The 24,776-nt window shown below is 49.6% G+C and carries 15 protein-coding genes; 14 read left to right on the top strand and 1 reads right to left on the bottom strand.

Annotation, left to right across the window (positions count from 1 at the left end):
- Nucleotides 1-107 precede the first annotated feature (107 nt).
- Nucleotides 108-767 (top strand): polysaccharide deacetylase family protein, encoded by a 660-nt coding sequence (locus MJ769_RS11910; protein ID WP_256445723.1) that lies wholly within the window; start codon nucleotides 108-110, stop codon nucleotides 765-767.
- Between the two features lie 132 nt (nucleotides 768-899).
- Here MJ769_RS11910 and MJ769_RS11905 read toward each other — a convergent pair whose 3' ends face one another.
- A complete protein-coding gene (locus MJ769_RS11905; RefSeq protein WP_239237359.1) occupies nucleotides 900-2,126 on the bottom strand; it encodes a methyltransferase domain-containing protein in 1,227 nt (408 codons plus the stop codon).
- Nucleotides 2,127-2,756: 630 nt separating this feature from the next.
- On the opposite strand from MJ769_RS11905, the gene MJ769_RS11900 reads away from it, so the two are divergent.
- From MJ769_RS11900 to ribBA, 13 genes are all read left to right on the top strand, one after another.
- Nucleotides 2,757-4,895, top strand: a complete 2,139-nt coding sequence (locus MJ769_RS11900) for an O-linked N-acetylglucosamine transferase, SPINDLY family protein (protein WP_239237358.1) — start codon at nucleotides 2,757-2,759, stop codon at nucleotides 4,893-4,895.
- Nucleotides 4,896-4,945: 50 nt separating this feature from the next.
- Entirely contained in the window at nucleotides 4,946-8,908 is a 3,963-nt protein-coding gene (locus tag MJ769_RS11895; protein ID WP_239237357.1) for an O-linked N-acetylglucosamine transferase, SPINDLY family protein, read from the top strand.
- A gap of 20 nt (nucleotides 8,909-8,928) precedes the next feature.
- A complete protein-coding gene (locus MJ769_RS11890; RefSeq protein ID WP_239237356.1) occupies nucleotides 8,929-11,082 on the top strand; it encodes an O-linked N-acetylglucosamine transferase, SPINDLY family protein in 2,154 nt (717 codons plus the stop codon).
- Between the two features lie 34 nt (nucleotides 11,083-11,116).
- Nucleotides 11,117-11,875 carry a glycosyltransferase gene (locus MJ769_RS11885; protein ID WP_239237355.1) on the top strand — a complete coding sequence of 253 codons (759 nt, stop codon included), beginning with the start codon at nucleotides 11,117-11,119 and terminating at the stop codon, nucleotides 11,873-11,875.
- A 370-nt stretch (nucleotides 11,876-12,245) separates the two neighbouring features.
- The gene (locus MJ769_RS11880) at nucleotides 12,246-13,559 is read left to right on the top strand and encodes a hypothetical protein (RefSeq protein ID WP_239237354.1); all 1,314 of its coding nucleotides are present in this window, start codon (nucleotides 12,246-12,248) and stop codon (nucleotides 13,557-13,559) included.
- A complete protein-coding gene (locus MJ769_RS11875; protein ID WP_239237353.1) occupies nucleotides 13,556-14,008 on the top strand; it encodes a phosphate ABC transporter substrate-binding protein in 453 nt (150 codons plus the stop codon). The genes MJ769_RS11880 and MJ769_RS11875 overlap by 4 nt, the downstream gene beginning before the upstream one ends.
- A gap of 248 nt (nucleotides 14,009-14,256) precedes the next feature.
- Entirely contained in the window at nucleotides 14,257-17,340 is a 3,084-nt protein-coding gene (locus tag MJ769_RS11870) for a response regulator (protein WP_239237352.1), read from the top strand.
- Entirely contained in the window at nucleotides 17,337-19,568 is a 2,232-nt protein-coding gene (locus MJ769_RS11865) for an EAL domain-containing protein (protein WP_239237351.1), read from the top strand. The genes MJ769_RS11870 and MJ769_RS11865 overlap by 4 nt, the downstream gene beginning before the upstream one ends.
- Before the next feature lie 428 nt (nucleotides 19,569-19,996).
- Entirely contained in the window at nucleotides 19,997-21,241 is a 1,245-nt protein-coding gene (glyA, locus tag MJ769_RS11860) for a serine hydroxymethyltransferase (protein ID WP_239237350.1), read from the top strand.
- A gap of 133 nt (nucleotides 21,242-21,374) precedes the next feature.
- Complete coding sequence (gene nrdR / locus MJ769_RS11855; protein ID WP_239237349.1) at nucleotides 21,375-21,854, top strand: transcriptional regulator NrdR; 480 nt, start codon at nucleotides 21,375-21,377, stop codon at nucleotides 21,852-21,854.
- A gap of 2 nt (nucleotides 21,855-21,856) precedes the next feature.
- Nucleotides 21,857-22,990, top strand: a complete 1,134-nt coding sequence (ribD, locus tag MJ769_RS11850) for a bifunctional diaminohydroxyphosphoribosylaminopyrimidine deaminase/5-amino-6-(5-phosphoribosylamino)uracil reductase RibD (protein WP_239237348.1) — start codon at nucleotides 21,857-21,859, stop codon at nucleotides 22,988-22,990.
- A 60-nt stretch (nucleotides 22,991-23,050) separates the two neighbouring features.
- On the top strand, nucleotides 23,051-23,644 hold the full coding sequence (locus tag MJ769_RS11845; RefSeq protein WP_239237347.1) for a riboflavin synthase: 594 nt from the start codon (nucleotides 23,051-23,053) through the stop codon (nucleotides 23,642-23,644).
- Between the two features lie 5 nt (nucleotides 23,645-23,649).
- A complete protein-coding gene (gene ribBA / locus MJ769_RS11840; protein ID WP_239237346.1) occupies nucleotides 23,650-24,744 on the top strand; it encodes a bifunctional 3,4-dihydroxy-2-butanone-4-phosphate synthase/GTP cyclohydrolase II in 1,095 nt (364 codons plus the stop codon).
- The last annotated feature ends 32 nt before the right edge of the window (nucleotides 24,745-24,776 follow it).

Here is a 24,776-nt window from a genome sequence, read left to right as displayed (position 1 = left end):
AATGAGACAGGCACCATTGTTATTAGTTCCGTTAATTACGGTTCACTACACTAGTCGAGAAACTTAGTCGTTATCAGGCGGGGGAGCGGTCGGGAAATGACGAAAAAATTTATGTAGCACTCACCTTTGATGATGGCCCAGTGTTCGACTACAAAGATTTTATTCACCCAATTCACGGTTACCAGAGAAGCTTTTATAACGAAATGATGACGTTTCGAGCTAAACACGATAATAATGTCCAGCCAGGATTAAGCGCGACTAGCTTCGTAATTGCTTCTCCGTTCGCGCGTCAAGCTATGACGCGAAGTCCAGAATGTGGTTATACGTTCCTGAATGAAGACTGGTTAGGTGATGACTGGTGGGAAAGCGCTTCCAAAACGGGGATGATTTCAATCGGAAATCATAGTTGGGATCATGTACACCCCGTCGTTCCGAGTGTTGTTCTATCTTCAGAAATACGTGGCAGCTTTCATGAAGTTGCAACATATGCTGATGCGAACGCTCAGATTCGCGACGCTTCGGCTTTCATTTCAAAAAAGACAAATGGACTTTCAGTCCCTTTATTTGCATTTCCTTACGGTCATTACAACGATTACCTTATAAAAGTATACTTGCCCAATCACATTGACGAGCATGGTTTGGCAGCTGCGTTCTCAGCTGATGGCCGATATGTAACAAATCAAGATGATCTGTGGTGTCTGCCGCGATTTATTTGTGGGCTACATTGGAAATCGCCGGAAGGCTTAATTGGAATTCTCAAGGGATAACTCCACGTTCGTGGTCGCTGCGCGTTCAGAATTAATTTCCCTTGATGAAATCGATCACTACTATCTTTTTTCATATGACGTAAAGAACAACAACATGTCTAAACCGAAAATTGACGACAAAAATCGAGACTGTTAATTATTGAGATTTTTTTCCGGTTTTTGAACAGCTATGTAGGGTTCTTCTACGGCCAAATCCAGAATGCTATACGGCTGTAATGCCGCATCATATTCAACTACCTCGCTGGTTCTGATTGCGGCGCGAAGTAAAATATATCCATAGCTTCGCAATTCTTTTTCAAAATCAGCCAGGCGAATAGGATTAAGTTCTTTATAAAAACGCCAATAATCTTCATTGGTGACATTAAAGCCAGAACGATCCATTATCGTAGGTTTAGTGGTCATTACCATTTCTTTTAAGTCAGCTTCTGGAATGCGCAGGTGTAGGTGAGGGGTTGAATCAAATTCACCCAAGTGGCTTCCTATTGCTGAATAGTACAAGCCAGGGGCGACGAAAAATAAACCACCCGGTTTCAGCACTCGATATACCTCATCCAATGTTTTTCGATATCCCCCTGCAATATGTTCAAGCGAACCCCAAGATATGACTACGTCAAAACTCTCATCGGCATAGGGAATTTCCTCGCAGCTTTGCTGTAAAAAAGTAAAGTTGTCTGGCATGGATTGTAAAGGCAATCCGTTTTCCTGTGCGACTCTGGGTAATTCTTGAATGTAGTCCACAATATCCAGGGCAACGAGTTCTTGCGGCTGATAGCGCAGAACGATACTCAGATCTGTAATGCCTTCTCCCGCACCGATATCCAGAATTCTGCCCTGCAGTTTTTCAGAGTTGGCGAGACAAAGTTCTCCAATGACTTTGGCAGCATGACAAAAATGACGATGAAACCAATTAGTCATACCTTGACGCCATGACAGCTGGTTTATACGAGCTTCCGTTTCCGGCTCAATACTCCACGTACCCAATAAGACCTGTTGTGCTGATTCAACTCCGTGGATGGAAAACAATTGTAATGAATCCGGTATACGAACCTTGCTTACCGTGCCCCATGAAACGCCAAGTTCATAACTGCCCGGAGGGAGTGATACTGGCCAATCAAAACTGAAGCAGAACTCGCCGCGTGGCAACCAAGGCAGAAATACTCCACCTAGATGCGTATCAGTAGCCACCAAATGGGTGTCAGTTCCTTCAGAACGAATGAACAAGCGCATTACAGGATCAAAGATACAGACTTCCCGAACTTGAAGGTTCATCTGAACTTTTATGATCTGTCCCGCTTGATAAATGTTTGCGATAGGCTGGACATTTAATTCTGCAGGATCAATATTGTTTGGTTGATTCATTTGGACTCTTCGGTAAGTTTAGTTTAAAGGGCAGAGATTAATGTCATTGAATTTGGATGACCATTGTTATTTGCAAAGCTACGAGATTATGAAGGCTAGTTTTTGACCGCATTCTTGGCAAGAAGAGCGCGAATTTTCTATAGCAATGAATCATGGTCAGTTGAGATAATGCTATTTTCGGTAAGCTCTTTGTGTCTAAACAGGTATTATTTCGGAACGTTCAAATAAACAGATAGCACTGCAGAATCTGACAGGACAGCATTTTTGCTATACTGCGTCCTTATTTTTGGCATTGCTTTGATGTCTGTTCAAGTCATGGCTGAGGCGTGTCTCGTTTAGCGTACAAAAGACTGTTTTACCCTCTTTCCCTTGTTCGTATTCGCCGCAAATTATATACGCAATCACTGCTATCTGGAGATTTGCCAAATTCATGGTGCCGTATCTCACTTCATTCTCAAAAAATTTTCGGCACTTTCTGATGGGGAAGGGTTTTATGTGGTTGTGATATTGGGCATACTAAAACGATAAGAACTACCCAGATGATGTGCTCATCAAGATCCATGATCTATGAGTAATTAATGCCGTTCATGTATATGCGTCATGCATAATAAAATTTTTAAGTAATCAAAAATGCAAAATAAAAACCAGCCGATTCCTGTAGATGCTTCTGTTAATCCAGAGGCTCTTTACCAGATGGGACTGAAGTCGTTTAATTCAAAAAATTTCGAACAAGCAATAAATTATTTTAATAAGGCAATACGGGCGAACTCACAGCAGCCGCATTATTGGCTAGCTTTGGGTTTTGTTTCGCAGGCGCAAGGGAGGTTTGACGAAGCAGCAGAATATTTTTGTAAAGCACTTGAACTGAATCCAAGTTTTGCCCAAGCATATTATCAGTTGGGTACGCTATATCAAATTAAAGGGAGGCTCGATGAAGCGGTTGCTAATTTTAGACTAGCGTTAAAACTACTTCCCGATTTTTCCCAAGCTTGGAATAACTTGGGAAGTGCACTTAATTTACAGGGGAAAATTGATGAGGCAACGGTTGCCTTTCTTGAAGCAGTTCGGCTAAAACCAGACTATGTGCTCGCTTACAATAATTTGGGCAGCGCATATCAATCACAAGCAAGAATCAAAGAGGCTGAGAGCTGTTATCGTAAATCCATTGAACTTCAGCCGGATAACATTTATGCCCATTTGGGCTTGGGACATGTTCTCATTGTGCAGTGGAAGATGAGTGAGGCCGAGAAAGTATTACGCCGAGCGCTCTTTCTCGATCCAGATAATATCCAAGTGCTAAATAACTTGGCTTATTCTTTAAAAGAGCAGAGCAAAAATATTGAAGCGGCATCCGTTTATCAGCATGCCTTGTCATTGAAGCCAAACGGATTGAAGGCATTCATCGGTGCTCATCTGATGTTGCCCGCGATTTATTCCAATGCCGCAGAATTGTCCGCAGTGCGCAAACGTTACACCAAGGGTATGAAGACTTTACGTGATAACACCGAAAATTTCCTTCAACTAGAATTAAAAGAATTATTTTCAGGATTGAGCTGGACAAATTTTTACTTGGCATATCAAGGTCAAGATGACAGGTTTTTGCAAGTGGAATATGCACAATTTGTGGCGGATATTCTTCGGGTTGTGGCTCCAGATTTAATGCAGCCTATAAAACAAGATCCCTTCCCCAGCCAAAGGCGTTTGCGTATTGGTTTCTTGTCGAGTTTTATGCGCGATAGCACCGTCGGGTCTTATTTTAAAAGCTGGGTTACTTCTTTTGACCGGGATAAATTTGAAGTTTATTGCTATCACATTGGGCATATTCAGGATCAGGTAACTCAAGAATTTAGCAATGCTTCTGATTGCTATAAACATCTTGTTGGCGATGTTGATCACTTTGGCAGACAGGTCAAAAAAGACCAGCTGGATATTTTGATTTATCCGGAAATTGGTATGGATCAGGCGGCATCGGTATTGGCAGCGATGCGCTTGGCACCAATACAATGTACTGCCTGGGGCCATCCGGTTACCACCGGCCATGTCAATATAGACTATTTCTTTTCCAGTGTTTTAATGGAGCCAGAAAATGCGCAGGCTCACTATAGTGAGCAATTAATATTGCTGGAGGGAATCGGAACGTACTATTTAAAACCGGTACGTCCTTCACCAGTTAAGCGCTCAGACTTTTTATTGCCAGAGGAGCGCGTTCTTTATCTTTGCCCGCAATCGCTATATAAAATTCATCCCGATAACGATAAGCTGATGCTGGAAATTTTGGCACGCAATAAAAATGCTGTGCTGGTATTTTTTCAGGCCACTGATATTTCAATTACCCATGCTTTCATGAAGCGGCTTGAAAGTGTAATGGATGAAAGCGGGATGGAGAAAAGCGGCCAAATTAAAATTTTGCCGCGCATGGCTCATGAAAATTATTTGCGTGTCAATATGCTGTGTGACGTAATGCTTGATACCCTGCATTGGTCCGGCGGTAACACAACGCTGGATGCGCTGGCTTGTGGTTTACCCGTGGTAACGATGCCGGGCCAATTCATGCGCGGGCGACAAAGCTACGGTATGTTGAAGTGTATAGGTTTGAATGAACTGATCGCAAACGATCACGAAAATTATATAGAAATAGCAACTAGACTCGGCACGGATAGCGCATGGCATCAGCAAATTGTGCAGCGCATAACCACACATAGCGACGTCATCTTTGCTGATGAAACGCCATTGTGCCAGTTGGAGCAATTTTTTTTGCAGCAGCATTAAATACTCGACCATCCATTTCAGTTACTGATAACAATTGTAATTAATCATCCATGAATAATCCCGACAATTTGTTTCAACAGGCAGTGCAACATCATCAAGCAGGACGGCTAGTGGACGCCATGATGTTTTATCAACAAGTTCTGGCGTTACAGCCCAAACATCCACAGTGTCATTACAATTTGGCACTGGCGCTGCAATACCTCAATCAAACCGATGCGGCGATTACCAGCTACCAGCGTGCCATCGAAATCAATCCTGGTTTTGCCGAAGCACACAATAATCTGGGCAATATCTTGCAAAACCTGGAACGCCTGGACGATGCCCGGCAATCTTACAGCCGCGCCTTGGCAAGCAATTCCAGGCTACCCCAGGCGCAATTCAATTTAGGTCTGATACTTAAAAAACAAAACAGGCCCAGCCTGGCGGTGGAGCATTTCCAGGCGGCACTGGACATTGCGCCTAATTATGCGGAAGCTTATGACAATCTTTGTACACTACTCAAGCTCCTCGACCGCACCGAAGAATGGCTGGATGCATTCAGGAAGTATGAGTCCCTGGATAACAAAGTCGACTGGTTTTTTGTGGCCGGGCTTTCCGCCTGTCGTTATCTGGGCGACTTCACCCGCGAACAAAATTACCTCGAAGCTTTGTATGCGCATCCACTCAACGATGGCGACATCGGGGTGCTGGATAATATTTTAGGTGTGGCACAGTACTTCGATTTGCCACAAGCGCAGCTACTGCGCTTGTACCAGGCATACAATCAGGCAGTGAAACGCCAGCACTTCTCCGAATTTTCGCTGGTATCGCCATACCGGTCGACGCAGCGAACAAAATTGCGCATTGGTTATTTGTCAGCTGATTTTCGCGTGCATGTGATGGGTAAGCTTATGTACGAAGTGCTGGCGCGCCATGATCGCAGTCAATTTGAATTGTATTTGTATTCTTTGGCTAGTCAGAAAGATACCCTTACCACTCAATTTGTCACGATCAGTGATAAGTTCGTAGATTTGCATACGCTGTCCGCGCAGCAGGCCGCCAAGATGATCGCCGAAGACGACCTCGATATTCTGATCGACCTGTGCAACCACACATCCTATTCCAATGCCTTGATTCTCGCCTACAAACCGGCACGGGTACTGATCACCCATCTTGGCGCGCACGGTGGCATCGGCCTGGATACGGTTGATTACAAGATGACCGACCAATATGCCGACGTGCCGGAAAATGCGGCCTATTTGATCGAAAAGCTGTTGCCGATGGAAGGCTGCCTGTTCCCCTTTCACCATGTTGAACCCGCTTCGGATAAACATTTAAGTCGGGCCGAGCTAGGCATTGCGGATAATGCAGTGGTATTGGGCGTATTCGCGAACATAATGAAGCTCAGCCCGCGTAGCCTGCATACCTGGGCTACTATCTTGTCGAGAGTCGAACATGCCGTGCTGGCATTTTCGCCCCTGAAAGAAAATGAAAAAGCCAGCTATCTACGTCAAATTGCTGCGGCCGGAATCGATCCGGCACGAGTAAAGTTCATCCCAGCAGCAAAGGAAGAGCAGTTTAACCGCGCACGATATGCGCTGCTAGATATGGCCCTTGATACTTTCCCCTACAGCGGCGGTGATACCACTCTGGCAGCACTGGATATGGGGGTGCCGGTGGTTACATTGTGCGGCCAGCGACATAGTGAACGCACTTCCTACAGTATTCTTGTGAACCTCGGTGTGCCTGAAACTATCGCTCACAGTGAAGCCGAATATATCGAACTTGCTTGCCGACTGGCGAACGACGCCGACTGGCGCGGCACGGTGGTGGGAAAGATACAGCGCGGTCTTGCCGATTCACCGCTGGTTGATATGGATGCGTATACCCGGCATCTGGAAGATGCTTATCGCCATGCTATCGCCCAATGTCCGCTAAAAGACTCAGCTGCAAACGACGATAGCAAAGTGCTGTTCCAGCAAGCAGTGCGGCACCATCAAGCCAACAGTTTGGTGGAAGCGGCCGACAATTACCGGCAGGTACTATTGCTTGAGCCCGACCATGCCGCCGCCCTTTATTTATACGGCATGCTCCTGGAACAAACCGGCCAGGAAGATGATGCCATCGTGCAACTTCAACGTGCGATAGCGGTTAGCCCGAGCTATCTGGATGCGCATCTGGCACTTGGTAACCTTTATCTGAAGCAGGGAAAGTTGGAAAATGCGGTCGCCGGCTATAACAAGGCGCTGCAAGTCAAACCCGGCCATTTTTCAGCGCTGAACGGCCTGGCCCGTGCCCTGACCGGGGCCGGCCAGCTGCCGCAAGCCGTCACGACATTGCAGCAGGCGATTCAAAGTCAGCCACAGGAAGCATCTGCATACTTCAATCTTGGCGTGGTATATCAAAAACAAGGTATGCCGGATGAGGCATTGGCCACCTATCATCGTGCCTTGGCACTGGAGCCAAACAATACCGAGGCATTATTCAACTTGGGCGTACTATTCCAGCAGCAAGGCATGGCCGCACGCGCTGCCAAGTGCTACCAGCAAATTTTGCATTTTCAGCCGGATCATGCGTCTGCTTATTACCATCTGGGCGATGTCTTGTTTGATGCCGGTAAAATCAATCAATGGCTGGAAAATTTTAAACAGTTTCGCCGCCACGCGCCACCCTCTGTCATGCTCGCGGCGTATGGCCTGCAAGCCTGCCAGTATCTGGGTGAAGTCGAACAGCAGCAATCGTACCTGGATGACTTGCTGAGCGAAAAATATGCGTTCCTCAACACCGCCGATGCACTGGACCGGTTGGAGGAAATGCTATTTATACTTTTGGCTTTTGATTTTCCTCCAGAGCGTTTGTTCGCCCTGTACCAGCGCTACAACCAGTTGAGCAAGCAAACATATACCCCTCAATTGTCGCTATCCGCGCGCGCCGCTGGCGGCAAAATCCGGCTGGGCTATTTGTCCGCCGATCTGCGCGATCATGTGATGGGGAAAATGATATATCAGGCCATTTCCCGGCATGATACTGAGCAATTCGAGGTGTACTGCTATTCGCTGTCATCGCAGCAAGATGCATGGACCGAGCGTTTTCGTGCTCGCAGTCATCAGTTTGTCGGCATCGCAAATCTGGATGCGCTCAGTGCGGCCAATCGTATTGCCGAGGACAACCTGGATATCCTGGTGGATCTGTCTACCCACACTAAGGGAAGTCTGCCAGCGATACTGGCGCATAAGCCAGCGCGCTTGCAGATTACCCACATCGCCAGCGCCGGAGCCGTGGGACTGGATAGCATTGATTTCAAGTTAACGGATCAATACGCTGACACTTCAGCAAATCAGGCGTATCTGCTGGAGCGCCTGTTGCCGATGCAGGGCTGCGTATTTCCTTATCGTCACATCGCGCCCGCCAGTCAGCACAACTATCAACGCAAAAAATTTGGCATAGGCAAGAACACTATCGTACTGGGTGCTTTCGTCAGCTTGATAAAGTTAAGTTCGCGTTGTCTCGCGTTGTGGCACAAGGTGCTGGAAGCATTGCCGGGCGCGATACTTGCATTCTCGCCGCATAACATTGAAGCGAAAGTCAGTTATCTGCAACGGCTCAAGGCAGCTGGCATAGCAGAAAATCGCGTTGTTTTTATTCCATTTGGCAAGGATGAATCCCACAACCAGGCGCGCTATACCATGGTTGACTTGGTGCTGGATACATTGCCGTATGGTGGCGTCAATGGCACGCTGGAAGCGCTAGACATGGGTGTGCCGGTGGTCACGCTGTGCGGGGAACGACATGGCGAACGCACCGGCTTCAGTATTCTGACGAATCTTGGCGTAACGGCAACGATTGCCCGCAACGAACAGGAATTTATCGACATCGCCAAACGCCTTGCCAATGATCAAACGTTCTATGCCAGTGTTACGGATGCTATCCGGCGCGGTATGTCCGACTCGCCGCTAGTCAACATGGATGATCATGTGCGTCATCTGGAAGAGGCCTACCGGCAGGCGTTGCTGCAGAAAGGCATCGTACCTTAGGATGAATATCCTATGCAGCCATGACTGATAGCGCCGATATATTGAATCAGGCCAAGGCGCTGCAGCAGGCTGCCGCACTGGCGCGGCAAGCCGGTGATTTGGAGCGGGCTCTGGCGTGCCTTGATCAAGCCATCGTTCTCAGCCCAAAAGAGCCGCGCAATCATTTTCTGCGCGGACTTACGCTGGAAGATCTGGACCGGCCAGATGAAGCCATCGCTAGCCTGCAAAATGCAATTCGCGTGCAGCCAGACTATGCCGAGGCTTACAACAATATCGGCATCATCCTGCATGACCAAAAACGCTTTGAGCAAGCCGCTGCAAATTTTCGCGATGCAATCCATCACAAACCGGATTACCCCGGAGCTTTCAACAACCTGGGGTCCTCGCTTCGTGCGCTGGGTGACTTCGTTGGCGCTCAGCAGCAGTTTACTCAGGCTGTTCTGCTGAAACCAGATTATGTGCTGGCTCATTACAACCTGGGTATCGCATATCTGGACATGGCACAACTCAATTTGGCGGAAACCAGTTTCAACCATGTGCTTCGTTTGAATCCGGATCACGTTCAGGCTTGCAGCTATCTCGGCTCTGTTCAGCACCAACTGGGTAAGCTCGATGAAGCGGAAGCCAGCTTCACTCATGCCGTAAGACTGAGGCCAGGCAAGAATGGCGCGGAACTCAACAAACTTGCCCGCGTGTTCTGGGAGCAAGGCCGAATCGAACAAACGCTTGCGGCATATCGGCAAGCGCAAACGGTGAATCCGCATGAATTGAAATCGGCACTCGGTGCCTTGCTATCGTTGCCCGCCGTATACCGTAATCAGGCTGGTTTGTTGGAAGCGCGTCAGCGATTTGCTAATGGCCTGAAAATTTTGCACGCAAATATTCCGAATTTTATTTCTCACAACGAGCCCGAGAGGTTGTTGGACGACCTGCGTTGGAGCAACTTTTACTTGGCCTACCAAGGTCTAGACGACAAGAATTTGCAAACAGACTATGCGAATTTTGTTTCTGCCATGCTGGTGAAAATCGCACCGCAATTCATGCAGCCGCGCATGAAAAAAGACGCAGCTGGACGCCGTTTGCGCATTGGTTATCTGTCCAGTTTTTTCAGAAATTGCACGGTCGGGATGTATTTTCGCAGCTGGATCACGCGGCTAAATCGTGAGCAATTTGAAATTTTTGTCTACCATACCCGCTCAGAAACAGATCATGTCACCCAGGAGATAGTCGACGATTGCGACCATTTTCGCCATCTTGTCGCGGGACCTGTTTCGCCGGATAGTATTGCTGCATCCGTGCTGGCGGATGACCTGGATGTCCTGGTTTACCCGGAGCTGGGCATGGATAACACCAGTTTCCTACTGGCTGCCATGCGATTGGCACCGTTGCAATGCGCTGGCTGGGGGCACCCTGTAACCAGCGGCCATGCAAATATCGACTACTATTTTTCCAGCGCTGCAATGGAGCCAGATAACGCCGAGATTCAATATTCAGAAAAACTAATATTGCTTGAGGGTCTAGGCACGCATTACAGTAAGCCTGTGCTGCTTACGCCCGCGAGTCGCGCCGACTTTGCGTTACCCGAAGGTAAGACGCTGTATCTATGCCCGCAATCATTATTCAAGATTCATCCAGACAATGATGTACTGCTGGCTCACATACTTGAACGTGACCCGGATGGCGTCATCGTGCTGTTTGCCGGTCGCCACCCCAACATCACCAACACCTTGTTTACCCGATTTTCGCAAGCACTGCGCACGCGCGATTTGGAGCCGCAAGGGCGCGGTATTATTCTGCCTTCAATGGCACATGATGATTATCTTCGCGTCAATATGCTGTGTGATGTGATGCTGGATACCCTGCATTGGTCCGGCGGCAACACAACACTGGATGCGCTTGCCTGCGGCTTACCCGTGATAACTTTGCCGGGAGAATTTATGCGTGGTCGACAAAGCTACGGAATGCTGAAATGTATGGGGCTGAATGAACTTATAGCGAAAGACCAGGCGGACTATATAGAAAAAGCCATCAAGATCGGCACAGACAGTGCATGGCGCCAGCAAGTTGTGCAACGAATCATTGCCGGTAGCAATAAAATCTTCGAGATGGAAACGTCATTACGTCAAATGGAATCGTTCTATCACTCTGAATTCAACGTGCGATGCAGCGGCTAATAGCTATATATCAATTGAAACGGTGCCAAGTAACATGATTTCAATAGTCATTTGCAGCATAAAACCAGAAAAATTCGCGTTTATTTCAAAAAACTACACTGAGCTACTGGGAGACACCCCGTTTGAGATTATCGGCATCCATGACGCACAGTCACTCTGCGAAGGGTATAACCGTGGCATCAATCAAAGCCGGGGCGATATTCTGATTTTTTGCCATGATGATATCGAGATAATTACGACCGATTTTCATTCTCGTTTGCGCCAACATCTTCATGTTTATGATTTGGTCGGTTGCGCCGGCACGAATCATTTAGTCGCCAGCAATTGGGGATACGCAGGAGATCCCTACATGCACGGAATTGTTGCCTACCCGGTCACTGATGATGTATGGCCTGGCAATCGTTTCGACTTGTCAGTATGGGGCGGGGTAGCTTCGGTGGTCGTTGAAGGGATTCAAGCTTTGGATGGGTTTTTCTTTGCCGTGAATCGACGAGTGGTGAATGAAATACGCTTCGATGAACAAAATTTCGATGGTTTTCATATCTATGACACCGATTTTACCTTCGCAGCCTATTTAGCAGGATTTAAATTGGCAGTATGTAAGGATATTTTAATAGCCCACCAGTCGCGCGGAAACTATTGTGAAAAGTTCGAAGCATTTAGTGCCCGGTTTATGGAAAAATATCAAGGTCGCCTACCAGTTCAAGAATGCAATAACCGCCAGGTGGCATTAGCGAAAAACCTTGATCGTGTACAAATGCTACGCATCGGTAACAGTTTCCGCGTAGCTTGAGGCTGAACTACATAACCAATAATAAGGTTAGCGTCTGTTTATTTCTGTTTGTTTATGGGTGCACCAGAACAGAAATTTCATTCTTGATCATAGACTTTAAAGCGAACGAATTGCGATGGCTGAGGATATCTTTTGAAAAACCAATGCTTGCTCCAAGACAGAAGTGCGATCCGCATATGAACTAGGCTCGCAAAGGCAGGCAATGGTAACTTGTCAGTTTGCGCAAAGATGCTAAGTTATATTTTGCGAGCATTGCAGCCGCAATCAAAACACATAAGATTCGTTTTAATTCAACTGTCCCTAAAGTCTATTGTCATTTAGCCGCTATAAGTCCAGCACATAGGTGCGAGATGATGCAAATGAGAAGATTTTGAAACATATCGACATATTCAATTCAATACGGTGTGCCTTCATCGCTGCGGTCATATTCTCTGGAGCCACGGCTCCGACCGCGTGTGCTTCCGACGACGGGGAGAGCCCTACTTTTAAACTGCGCGGATTCGGTACGCTTGGCGGCGTTCACTCGAATGCAAAAAATGCTGATTTTACGCACGGGCCCTTCGAACCGAATGGCGCCGGATATACACGTAGTTGGGCCATGGGTGTGGACACGAAGTTAGGCGTGCAGGCCGACGCGCGATTTAGCGACAAATTTTCCGCCGTCCTTCAGCTGGTTTCCAAGCATCAGTATAACAATAGCTACGAACCTAGCGTCGAGTGGGCTAATCTGAAGTACCAGTTCACCCCGGATTTCGACATCCGGGTCGGCCGCACTGTAACGACGCCATTTATGGTGTCGGATTCACGCCTGGTGGGCTATGCTAATCTGTGGATTCGGCCACCACAAGAAGTCTACGGGCTTTTACCGTTTATCAACAAAGACGGTGTCGATGTAAATTACCGGTTCGGCGTTGGCGAAGCGATGAACATGGTGCATCTCTCCTACGGAGAGATCAGCCCGAAGCTGCCGAATTCCGGAACTGCCAAGGTAAAGAATAGTATATCCTTGGCGAATACGCTGGACTACGGACCGATAACTCTGCGTGCGTCCTATTCGCGGGCGCGAGTCGATTTGCATACTCCGGAGACTGACGCGCTTTTTGAAGGATTAACTCAATTCGGCAATACACTCTCTGCTATTCCCGGTTTTGCCTCGATAGGTAGTCAATCGCTCAATTTATCAAATAAATATCGCTTCGAAAACGCGCTGATTTCATTTTTTTCATTCAGCGCAAGCTATGACCGCGACCAGTGGCTGCTCATGGCAGAATTAGCCCATTTCAACGGATATTCGTTCCTGGCAAAATCCACGGCATGGTATGCCACAGCGGGTTACCGAATTGGCAAGTTCACTCCCTATATGACGGTGGCGCAGCTGAGCCCCGAAAAGCAGTCTGAAGCAGAAATTCCGGTCACCGCATTGGCGGTTATTCCCTCCCTCGCCGCCGGTGCGGCGGCACTCAATGATGGGATCAATCGTACACTGACTGCCGGGGCATTCGGGCAGAAAAGCTTAGCTGTTGGCGTACGCTGGGACTTCATGAAGAACATCGCGTTCAAGGCACAGTACGATTATATGATGCTGGATTCGACTTCGAGCGGAAGGCTGGGTAACGTCCAGCCGAACTTCCAGCCTGGCGGTAAGGTCAGCGCAGTCGGCATCGCTTTGGATTTCATATTTTGAACGCTATGGAACGCATGGCATTCAAGTTGAAAATGAGCGCTGCGATCATGCTGATTCTCTGCCTGATCGCCAGCCCTGCTTCCGCATTCGCGGATGTGGTGGCCGTGGTTTCAGCCAAAAGCTCGGTGACTTCGCTGACATTAAACCAATTGACAGACATTTATTTGGGACGGTCCGCTCGTTTTCCCGACGGCACCCCGGCAATACCGTGTGATCTCGCCGAGAACTCTCCGCTACGCGAAGAGTTCTACACCCAGCTAATCGGCAAGTCCCAGGCGCAAATCAAAGCCCACTGGTCAAAACTAATTTTTACCGGCAGGGGCCAGCCGCCACGAGAGGTCGCTACAGAAGCAGGGGCGAAGCGACTGGTTGCGGAAAAGCCAAACGTCATCTGCTATATAGACAGGAGCCAGGTCGATAGGAATGTCACTGTATTGTTTCCCCAATAGTGGCAGTGCTGCGGCCTATGGGTGAGTCTAACAATTGTAGTCTCAAGACAACACGAGTAAAAAGATTCAGCGCGGCATTTAGTTGTTATGTAAGCGATGAGGCCGCTGGGGAAAAAGGCCGCCGGAATTATCAATGGCTTCCCTGAGATGTCTCTGAACCAGTGTCATCTTCTGATTTTGTCCTTTCGACCGGAGCATAAATTTTTTATGGTATTGCCCAGCCTAACTGAGGAAGCTGAAGGAATATAATGCTTTCGTTAAATCTGCCCCGCATTAAATCCGCCGTCTTGCTCCGCTGGTTCAGTCGCTTGGCAGAGCCTGAAATCCTGTTTCCTGTGATAGCAGCCATTTGTCTTGCAGTGATCTGGGGGGGCACATTTAATCTGATCAAGGTCGAGCGGGCGAACGCCGAGCGCAGCGTACAGGCTACAGCTATCGAACTTGTAGATACATATGAAGCGCAGATGCTACGCAACTTGCTCCAAATCGATCACACTTTGCAAGTTGTAAAGTACGCTTATGAGTCATCCGGCGATCCGATGGTGCTGTCAGCTCTGAGTCAAAAAAACTTGCTGCTTCCAGATCTGCTATTTGCAATAAGTATTACGGACTCAAGCGGGAAATCAATCGCGAGTACCCGTGCCGGAGACATGAACGCTGATGCGGTTGAGAACTACGCATATCATCTTAAATCACCTGATTTGAGGATTAGCCGTACTTCGCAACACTCTAAGAACGGCGAGTGGAGAATGGAATTCAGTCGCGGTATAAACGCGCCCGATGGAAGCCTCGCAGGAATCGTAACCTTGACGACGGATGCAGCCTATTTCGTCAGCGGTTACGAAAAAAACAAGCTGGGAGATCATGGATTGCTGGGGCTTGTAGGAACGGAGGATGGCGTGTTTTGGGTTCGCCGCACGGGCGACGCAGTGTTTTCCGGCGACAAATTTAACAATGACAAGTTACTTGCGACCGGTGCCATGCAGGACACCGTGACCTCGCATAGGTTCAATAACACGTGGGACGGTGTGGTTCGCTTCACCGGCATCAGGCAAATGTATGCATTCCCACTTACCTTGGTCGTTGGCGTTTCGGAGCAGGAACAATTGGCGGCTTCCAGCGCCGAAGCTGGGACGTTTGTTTTGCGTGCGATGATCGCAAGCTTGCTGCTAATGCTCTTCATCGCGGCCTTGGGCCGCGTGAGCTGGAAGCTCGCGCAGACAGCGAAGCGGGAGAGTGAAGCAAAGCTTGCGTATGACGCGCGCAAGCGCAATGAACAGGAACTCATTGCCGCCAAGGAAGCCGCAGAAGCGGCAAATCATGCCAAATCCGCGTTCTTGGCCAGGATGAGCCATGAGATTCGCACGCCGATGAACGGCGTGTTGGGGATGGCCGAGATGTTGCTGAGCACCAAATTACTCGGTCCGCAGCGGCGCTATGCGGAAATTGTGCAGCGCTCCGGCGAGACGCTGCTCAAGCTTATCAACGACATTCTTGATTTTTCCAAGATCGAGTCCGGAAAGCTGGAGCTTGAAAACGTTGAGTTCAACCTGCGCGACCTGGTTGACGAAATGATGCGACTGCTTGCCGAACCTGCCCAGGCCAAGAGGCTTGAGATTCACTATCAATTTGCGTTCGGTGTGCCCAACACACTCATAGGCGATCCCTGGCGGCTGCGGCAGATACTCACCAACCTGATCGGCAACGCCATCAAATTCACTGAAACCGGCGAAATTATAATTCGGGTAAAAATCGTTGAAAACCGGACCGACGCAGTATTGTTGCGTTTTGAGGTTAGCGACTCCGGGGTTGGTATCGCAATGGATGCGCAAGCTCGAATCTTCGAGGTTTTTTCCCAGGCGGATACCAGTACCACTCGCAAGTACGGCGGCACAGGATTGGGGCTTACCATTTCAAAGCAGCTTGCGGAGATGTTAGGCGGCGAGATCGGACTCGAAAGTGAAGTGGGCAAGGGCTCGACCTTCTGGTTTACTGCACATCTAAAAAAATGCGCACCATCGTCGCAAGCGACTTCTCATTCCATGGAATTTCCGTCTATCCTGCCTGGTGCGCGTGGCCTGATCGTAGGTGACAATGCAGCGAATTGCGAAATCCTCTGTCGGCAGCTCGGCGCATGGGGAATAAATGTCGATATAGCGGCCAACGGCACCGAAGTACTGGCAATGCTAGACGCAAGCGAACCATACAAATTCGCGATTCTGGATTCAACTATGCCTGATCTGACTGGTCTGGAGCTTGCCAGGCGCATTCGCAATTCATCAAAGAATACTTCGCTAAAACTCGTGTTATTGAGCTCCATGAGTCACGAAGTCTCTGATGCAGTTGCGTGCGAGCTAAACCTCGCTGGCGTATTGAGCAAGCCGGTGTCTCAATCGCAGCTTTTCGATTGCATCGTCGCATTTACGAATACGCCCAAAAAAACAGATGAGTTCGCCGCTTTCAGTTTTGCAGCACGTAGCTATTCTTGCTTGAATGCGAAAGTGCTCCTGGTTGAGGACAGTCCGATTAATCAGGAAGTTGCTATAGCCATGCTGCAGGACTTGTGTAGGCAGGTAGAGGTTGCGGACAATGGGCGGAAAGCTGTGGCGGCATTTTCCAGTAAAATTTCCGACGATGCCTTCGACTTGATCCTTATGGACTGCCAGATGCCGGAAATGGACGGTTTTGCCGCTACTACAGAGATTCGCCGACAAGAAGCTTTGGCAGCCATGTCCTCCACCTCTAGCGATGGGGCTCCAAGCGCGCGTCGTGTTCCGATCATCGCCCTTACAGCCGATGCTGTGATCGGCAACCACGAACGATGTCTGGCCGTAGGGATGGATGACTATCTATCCAAGCCATTCACTCATGAGCAACTGGCTGCGGTGCTGCGGTGTTGGCTGCCCGTAGGCGGGGGTCAGCCTTCACCAGCTCAGACTCCAGATCTGCCATCCGTTGCCATCGCTCCGATTGCGGATCGCAGACTGCTTGATTTCCAAGCGTTGGACAGGATACGTGCCCTACAGCGGCCAGGAACTCCAAATATTTTGAACAAGATAATCACGTTGTACCTGGAAAATACGCCCAAGCTCCTCGATGCTATACGGGACGCAGAGGTTCGATGTGATTGGGCCGCGATGAGTCGAGCAGCGCATACCTGTAAGTCAAGCAGCGCCAATCTGGGCGCGCTCAGGATGGCTACCTTGTGCGAAGAGATGGAACATTACGCGCGCGACGGTAAGTACGAAGAAGCACAGGCGCGATTTGGGTTAATTCAGGAAGAATACACCAAATTGATACTTGCTCTTCAAATGCAATTTAACCCGATATGAAGGACGAGAGCCTTTCCGTGCGTGCACCACTTGCGCTGATAATTGACGACGATGAGGCCATGCGTTTGTTGGCGCGTGTGGTTCTCGAGCAGTGTGGTTTGCGGGTCATTGAAGCCGAGAGCGGAACGTCCGGGTTGGCGGCATTCAGTGGTGATACGCCTGACATAGTGCTGCTTGATGTGCAGATGCCAGGCAAGGACGGATTCGCCGTGTGCAGTGAATTGCGCGCAATGTCGGCGGGACAGCATGTCCCGATACTGATGATGACAGGACTCAACGATGTAGAGTCCATCGACCGCGCCTATCAGTCCGGTGCCACGGATTTCATCCAGAAACCAATCAACTGGCCGATATTGGGCTATCGCGTACGATACATGCTGCGCGCGAGCCGTTCGTTTGAGCAGCTTGCCAAGCTTTCGCGCATTCAGAAGGTGTTGAGCGGTATCAATTCCGCGCTCGTGCGCATTCACGACTGTCCGCAATTATTCAAAGAGGTTTGTCATATCGCCGTGGAGCATGGTCAATTCATGATGGTGTGGATTGGTCTCGTTCAACCGGACACACACTACACCAGTACTGAGATATGGGCGGGTCATAACGACGGCTATCTGGAAGCAGTGGGATGCGGCTCACACCACTTACCCGAAGGTGTCGCCAAACTGGCGTTGCTCAGCGGGAAGGCAATCATTGTCAACGATATTAAGTCGGATTCGAGAGTTAAGTACAAGAAAGAGGCCTTGTCGCGTGGCTACGGTTCGATGGTGATTTTGCCGCTGCAGGTGGAAAATCAGTCAGTGGGATTAATCGCATTTTATGCGGCAGCCCCGGGCTATTTTACAGACGATGAAATGCGACTTTTGAACGAGTTGGCCGGGGATGTTTCCTTTGCGCTTAATTACATATCCAAGGAAGAAAAACTCGACTATCTGGCCTATTACGATGCTCTGACAGAGCTTCCCAACCGCACGCTTTTTTGCGACCGTGCGAATCAGCAGGTGAACGCCGCTAAAAAGGATTGCGAGATCCTGGTGGTTATATATATTGAGCTGGAACGCTTCCGCAATGTAAATGACACGCTAGGACGCCAGGCTGGTGATTCCCTGCTTAAGCTGGCTGCGGAGCGTCTGAAAACCGCAGTTGTGGAGCCCCATCTGGTGGCCTGCACGGGTCCCGACAGCTTTACCATTTTGCTCGTAGACGTGAAAGATGAGTCTGACTCCTTGCACCTTCTGGAACGAACCATCATTCCGCTTTTCCAGCAGCCTTTCACAGTGGACGGAACCGATCTGCGCATATCCATCCGTTCTGGCATAGCGCTGTTCCCGAACGATGGAGACAATGCGGATACGCTGTTAATCAATGCGAAAACAGCACTCAACAAAGCGACGGCGTCAGGGGAACGGTATTTATTCTATACGCCGCAGATGAATGACCGGGTTGCCGGAAAACTGTTCCTTGAAAACAAGCTTGGCAAGGCATTGGAAGAAAAGCAGTTCGTACTCTATTACCAGCCAAAGGTTGATCTCATGACCGGACATATCAATGGGTTGGAAGGGCTGATACGATGGAACGATCCAGAAAGAGGTATGGTACCACCGTCAGAATTTATCCCGCTGCTGGAGGAAACCGGATTGATACTCGACGTCGGAGAATGGGTCATCAGAAAAAGCATGGAGGACTACCGTCGATGGCAGGCGGCAGGATTACAGCCCCCGCGCATCGCCGTTAATGTTTCGTCCATCCAGCTCAGGCACAAAGACTTTGTTACCGTTGTACAGCAGGTCATTGGCGCAGACCAAATGAATGTGCATGGACTCGATCTGGAAATCACTGAGAGCCTGATCATGGAGGATGTTGAACGGAATATCATGAAACTCGCAGCACTAAGGGATATGAACGTACTCATAGCAATTGACGATTTTGGAACGGGATACTCGTCGCTTGCCTACGTCGCGAAACTTCCGATAGACATACTGAAGATTGATCGCGCTTTTATCGTCGATATAGAAAACAGCGTGGAAAACAGAGCTATTGTCTCGACCATCATATTGTTGGCTCACTCGCTAAATCTGAAGGTAGTCGCAGAAGGGGTTGAAACAAAAAAGCAGGCGCAATTGCTGAGATCGCTCGAATGCGACCAGATGCAAGGCTATTTATTCAGTCCGCCCGTGTCTTCGGAGCAAATTGAGGCGATGCTAGCGCAACAGTGCTCCGCCCGATCCTGCTAAAAGGATCGCCTCGGGTCGGGTATCCGTACTCGCGGAATCATTCGGAGTTTTGCTTTCGACAAAAAGAAAGTTGGATGCCGTGCCCAGCTTCATACCAGAGTGGACCGACCGTAGCGAAAAACATCCCATTTAATGTAAAGCAATTATTTATTATCTGTAATGCAACCCAATCCAACTATTTTTACAGCTTCACAAAGCCCCATCAACGGAAAAACAGCCAGTCAAAGCACGGCGATGCATCGTTATCAACGATCTCATTTTTGCCGTGTACAGCTGATAACCCCCCATTTCTTACTGGTGAGACTCGGGTCTACTAAGTGATGTGCACTTTATAGTGCATGCGCTCACAAGGCTGTAACAAGTTTGTTCCCAGCCAACGTGATAAAATACACGCCTTTTCTCCTTCATTGACCTATTGGAAATCAGTCATGTTCTCTATCAAAAACACTATAGCTCATGCCGACCCTGAATTATGGGCAGCGATCCAAGATGAAAGTCGCCGTCAGGAGGATCATATTGAGTTGATCGCTTCAGAAAATTACACCAGCCCGGCAGTGATGGAGGCGCAGGGCAGCAAGTTGACCAACAAGTATGCCGAAGGGTATCCCGGAAAGCGCTACTATGGCGGCTGCGAATACGTGGACGTGGCGGAACAGCTGGCTATTGATCGCGTAAAAGCTTTGTTTGGTGCTGAATATGCCAATGTCCAGCCTCATTCCGGCTCGCAAGCCAATCAGGCGGTATATATGTCAGTACTCAAGCCGGGCGATACCATTCTGGGCATGTCACTGGCACATGGCGGCCATCTGACTCATGGCGCTTCTGTGAGTATTAGTGGCAAGCTGTATCACGCAATTGCTTACGGTCTCAATGAAAAAGAAGAGATTGACTACGACGCAGTGGAAAAGCTGGCTCAGGAACATAAGCCCAAGATGATCGTTGCCGGTGCTTCCGCCTATGCGCTAGTGATCGACTGGAAGCGCTTCCGCGCCATCGCCGACAGCGTAGGGGCATATTTGTTCGTGGACATGGCTCATTATGCCGGATTGGTGGCGGCCGGTTTTTATCCCAGCCCGGTGGGTATCGCTGATTTTGTCACCAGCACCACCCACAAAACGTTGCGTGGCCCACGTGGCGGCATTATCCTGGCTAAGGCAGAATTTGAAAAAGTGCTCAATTCCGCAATATTCCCTGGTATACAGGGTGGCCCCTTGATGCATGTAATCGCCGCCAAGGCCGTGGCGTTCAAGGAGGCGATGAGTGTGGAATTCAAGGAATGCCAGCAACAGGTGATTGATAACGCCCGCGTGATGGCCAAGGTCTTACAGGAACGTGGCCTGCGCATTGTGTCCGGACGCACCGACTGCCACATGTTTCTGGTGGATCTACAATCCAAGCACATCACCGGCAAGGAAGCCGAAGCGGCGCTGGGTCGAGCCCACATCACGGTGAACAAGAACGCTATCCCTAACGACCCCCAAAAGCCGTTCGTTACCAGCGGTATTCGCATCGGTAGCCCAGCCATGACCACGCGCGGCTTTAAAGAACTGGAGGCGGAGCAATTGGCGCACCTGATTGCGGATGTACTGAATGCACCGAATGATGATGAGGTGATCAACCGCGTGGCGGAAGATGTGAAGCAGCTATGCGCGAAATTTCCAGTGTATGGTTAGCGTAACAATAGGGAGGGAGAGACTAAGGAAAGAGAGCTAAGAAAAACCGAGGCACTATGACTTTTTGTTCGCTTCATTACGCCTCAACTTTCGTTTTTCGACTGCCAACTCCAGCTTTTTATTCTTTAACCTTATGAAATGTCCATTTTGCAAAGGCCCCGACACCCAAGTGGTGGATACACGCGAAAGTGAGGAGGGCGATAGCATCCGCCGCCGCCGCCGCTGCCTATCTTGCGAAAAACGCTTTACCACCTATGAAACAGTCGAGCTGCGAATGCCCCAGGTGGTCAAGCAGAACGGCATGCGCGCTGAGTTCGATGAAAAAAAGCTGAACACCAGCTTTAATCGTGCGCTGCATAAACGTCCGGTTCCCACCAAACTGGTGGATGCGGCCATAGATCACGTGATACAAAGTGTGTTCGCTCTCGGCGAACGTGAAGTCGACTCCCGGCAAATCGGTGAGATGGTGATGAAGGAATTATTGAAGCTGGACAAGGTGGCCTACATTCGTTTCGCGTCGGTTTACAAAAGCTTCCAGGATGTGAGAGATTTTTCTGAGGCGGTCGAGGCAGTGCGCAAATCGCCTGTAAAGTCCAAACCTCGAGTGAGTTAAACATGCTGTCTACGCAAGATAGTTTGTGGATGGCTAGTGCGTTGCGCCTGGCAGAGCGTGGACTGTATACAACCAGCCCCAATCCGAGAGTCGGTTGTGTGCTGGTGCGCGATGACAAAATCGTGGGAGAGGGTTGGCACCAATATGCTGGCGAACCTCATGCGGAAGTGCATGCGTTGCGCGCCGCCGGGGAGGCGGCGCGCGGGGCAACTGCTTACGTTACGCTGGAGCCCTGCAGCCATCAGGGCAGAACGCCTCCTTGCGCCGACGCGTTGATCGGTGCAGGTGTGACACGCGTGGTAGTAGCAATGCAAGACCCTAATCCGCAGGTGGCAGGACAAGGTCTGGAAAAATTGCGCGCTACAGGTATCGAGGTCGAGTGCGGATTGATGGAAGGTGAGGCGCGTGAACTGAACATTGGATTTTCCTCACGTATGACGCGTGGTTTACCGTGGCTACGCAGCAAGATAGCCATGAGTCTGGATGGTCGCACGGCATTGAATAATGGTGTGAGCCAGTGGATTACTGGCGCAGCAGCGCGGCAAGATGTTCAACACTGGCGCGGGCGTTCCTGCGCAGTGCTTACCGGCATCGGTACAGTGCTGGCTGATGATCCGCAGCTTAATGTACGTGAACCGCAATTGGCCATACATGAGCCGAAATCGGGTGTCTCTGAGATAAAAGCCATGCGTCAGCCATTGCGTGTGGTGCTGGATAGCCAGCTGCAATTGCCGCTAACAGCACGCATCCTGTGCGGAGGAAATGCGGTGGTTTACACTGCAACACAAGACTTCCAAAAAATGGCCGCACTCGAAAAATCGGGTGTGCGCGTAGTTGTGTTGCCGGATGCGTGTGGGCGTGTAGATCTGATTGTGATGTTACGCGATCTGGCTGCAAGCGGCTGCAACGAAGTGCTGGTGGAAGCGGGCAGTCTATTGAATGGCGCGCTGCTCCAAGCGGGACTGGTGGACGAATTGGTGCTGTATGTGGCACCGCAGTTGCTCGGTGATATGGCGCGCGGTATGGCGCAACTGGGTGAATTGACTATGCTGGATCAGTGCGTAGAACTGGAATGGCAGGATGTGCGTAATGTCGGAAAGGATTTACGCATCGTGTCACGAGTGCGCCATAAATGAATATGTGCTTGGTTAGATTAGATACGCTTTCAGGGGAGTGGGACTTGATTCGAGTGCAGCATGTTTAGTGGCATCATCGGAGACGTAGGCATCATTGAACGCACGGAAAACCGTGATGGGGGTCTGGATCTCTCCGTAATCACTCGTGCGCTCGGCATGGATGATGTACAACTTGGCGACAGTATTGCTGTGAACGGCGTGTGCCTGACTGTCGTTAAAATTGAGGGTAATCGTTTCAGCGTAAATGTGTCGCGCGAGACATTGAATTGTACGGTTGGGCTGGAAATACAGGGTGTTCGCGTCAATCTGGAAAAAGCGCTACGCCTGGCTGACCGGCTGGGCGGACATCTGGTGAGTGGGCATGTGGATGGCGTGGGTGCGGTGGTGGAATTCACTGATCTCGACGAAAGCTGGAAACTTAGCGTGCGTGTGCCGCAATCATTGGCTAGATACATCGCGGTAAAAGGCTCCATCACAATCAATGGGGTGAGTCTGACAGTGAATCAGGTTGAAGGTGATATGTTCAGCGTGAATTTAATTCCGTACACTTTAGAGGTGACCACGCTGAACGAGTTGCGTGCCGGGGATAAGGTCAATGTGGAAATTGACCTTATTGCGCGTTACCTTGAACGTATTATGCAAGCACAGGGTTAGTGAACATGACAGATATTGCACCAATACAAGAAATAATTGCCGAAATTCGCGCCGGACACATGGTAGTGCTGGTGGACGAGGAAGATCGTGAGAACGAGGGTGATCTGTTGTTTGCCGCCGAATTCGTTACGCCTGAAAAAATAAATTTCATGGCCAAGCATGGCCGCGGGCTGATTTGTCTTACCTTGACCGACGCACATTGTAAGCAGCTTAACCTGCCGTTAATGGTGCGCGACAATGGTTCACCGTTGGGAACCAATTTCACACTTTCCATTGAAGCAGCGAGCGGCGTTACAACGGGGATTTCTGCAACCGATCGTGCTCGCACCGTGCAGGCTTCTGTCAGTAAGAATGCCAAGCCGGCAGACATCGTACAGCCGGGACATATTTTTCCGCTGATGGCACAAAAAGGTGGTGTACTGGTGCGCGCGGGTCATACCGAAGCGGGTTGTGATTTGGCGCAATTGGCGGGGCTGACCCCCGCCTCGGTTATCTGCGAAATCTTAAAAGATGACGGCGAGATGGCACGCTTGCCTGACCTGATAGCGTTCGCGCAACTGCATGGCTTGAAAATTGGTACTATCGCCGACCTGATCGAGCATCGTAGCCAGCACGAGAAGCTCGTCGAGCGCGTCGCAACACGGTCAGTGCAAACTGCTTATGGCGCATTCGATCTGATCAGCTATGTGGACAAAACTACGCAGCGCACCCATTTGGCTTTGGTTAAGGGTGATATTCAGCCGCAAGTTGAGACGCTGGTGCGCGTGCATGAACCGCTGTCAGTACTGGATTTTCTGGAACAGGCAAGTTTCACGAATTCAATCAGTGTGCATGATGCAATGTTGAAAATTAGTCATTCATCCGCCGGGGTGTTGGTGTTATTGCATCGCAACGAAACATCGAGTGACTTATTAGCACGTGTTGAAGTAACGCCTGAGGCGCACCATATCCCCCAGTGGGATTTGCGCAGTTACGGCATTGGTGCGCAGATTCTGCGCGACCTGAATGTCGGCAAGATGCGCCTGCTAGCTACCCCGCGCAAGCTGCCGAGCATGACAGGATTTGGTCTGGAAATTGTTGGTTATGCACCGCACGAGTAATTCAGGTATATCTCCAATTGCTCATCACATTA

It is taken from the genome of Candidatus Nitrotoga sp. BS (genome assembly GCF_927797785.1).
Classification (GTDB): Bacteria; Pseudomonadota; Gammaproteobacteria; order Burkholderiales; family Gallionellaceae; genus Nitrotoga.
The sequence above is the reverse complement of the archived record's forward strand: the minus strand, read 5'-3'. Positions and strand labels throughout refer to the sequence as shown.

Excerpts from the sequence above, each read along its gene's own strand:
- MJ769_RS11905 (WP_239237359.1), bottom strand. The coding sequence starts at position 2,126 with ATGAATCAACCAAACAATATTGATCCTGCAGAATTAAATGTCCAGCCT.
- MJ769_RS11900 (WP_239237358.1), top strand. The coding sequence starts at position 2,757 with ATGCAAAATAAAAACCAGCCGATTCCTGTAGATGCTTCTGTTAATCCA.
- MJ769_RS11895 (WP_239237357.1), top strand. The coding sequence starts at position 4,946 with ATGAATAATCCCGACAATTTGTTTCAACAGGCAGTGCAACATCATCAA.
- MJ769_RS11890 (WP_239237356.1), top strand. The coding sequence starts at position 8,929 with ATGACTGATAGCGCCGATATATTGAATCAGGCCAAGGCGCTGCAGCAG.
- MJ769_RS11885 (WP_239237355.1), top strand. The coding sequence starts at position 11,117 with ATGATTTCAATAGTCATTTGCAGCATAAAACCAGAAAAATTCGCGTTT.
- MJ769_RS11870 (WP_239237352.1), top strand. The coding sequence starts at position 14,257 with ATGCTTTCGTTAAATCTGCCCCGCATTAAATCCGCCGTCTTGCTCCGC.
- MJ769_RS11865 (WP_239237351.1), top strand. The coding sequence starts at position 17,337 with ATGAAGGACGAGAGCCTTTCCGTGCGTGCACCACTTGCGCTGATAATT.
- glyA (WP_239237350.1), top strand. The coding sequence starts at position 19,997 with ATGTTCTCTATCAAAAACACTATAGCTCATGCCGACCCTGAATTATGG.
- nrdR (WP_239237349.1), top strand. The coding sequence starts at position 21,375 with ATGAAATGTCCATTTTGCAAAGGCCCCGACACCCAAGTGGTGGATACA.
- ribD (WP_239237348.1), top strand. The coding sequence starts at position 21,857 with ATGCTGTCTACGCAAGATAGTTTGTGGATGGCTAGTGCGTTGCGCCTG.
- MJ769_RS11845 (WP_239237347.1), top strand. The coding sequence starts at position 23,051 with ATGTTTAGTGGCATCATCGGAGACGTAGGCATCATTGAACGCACGGAA.
- ribBA (WP_239237346.1), top strand. The coding sequence starts at position 23,650 with ATGACAGATATTGCACCAATACAAGAAATAATTGCCGAAATTCGCGCC.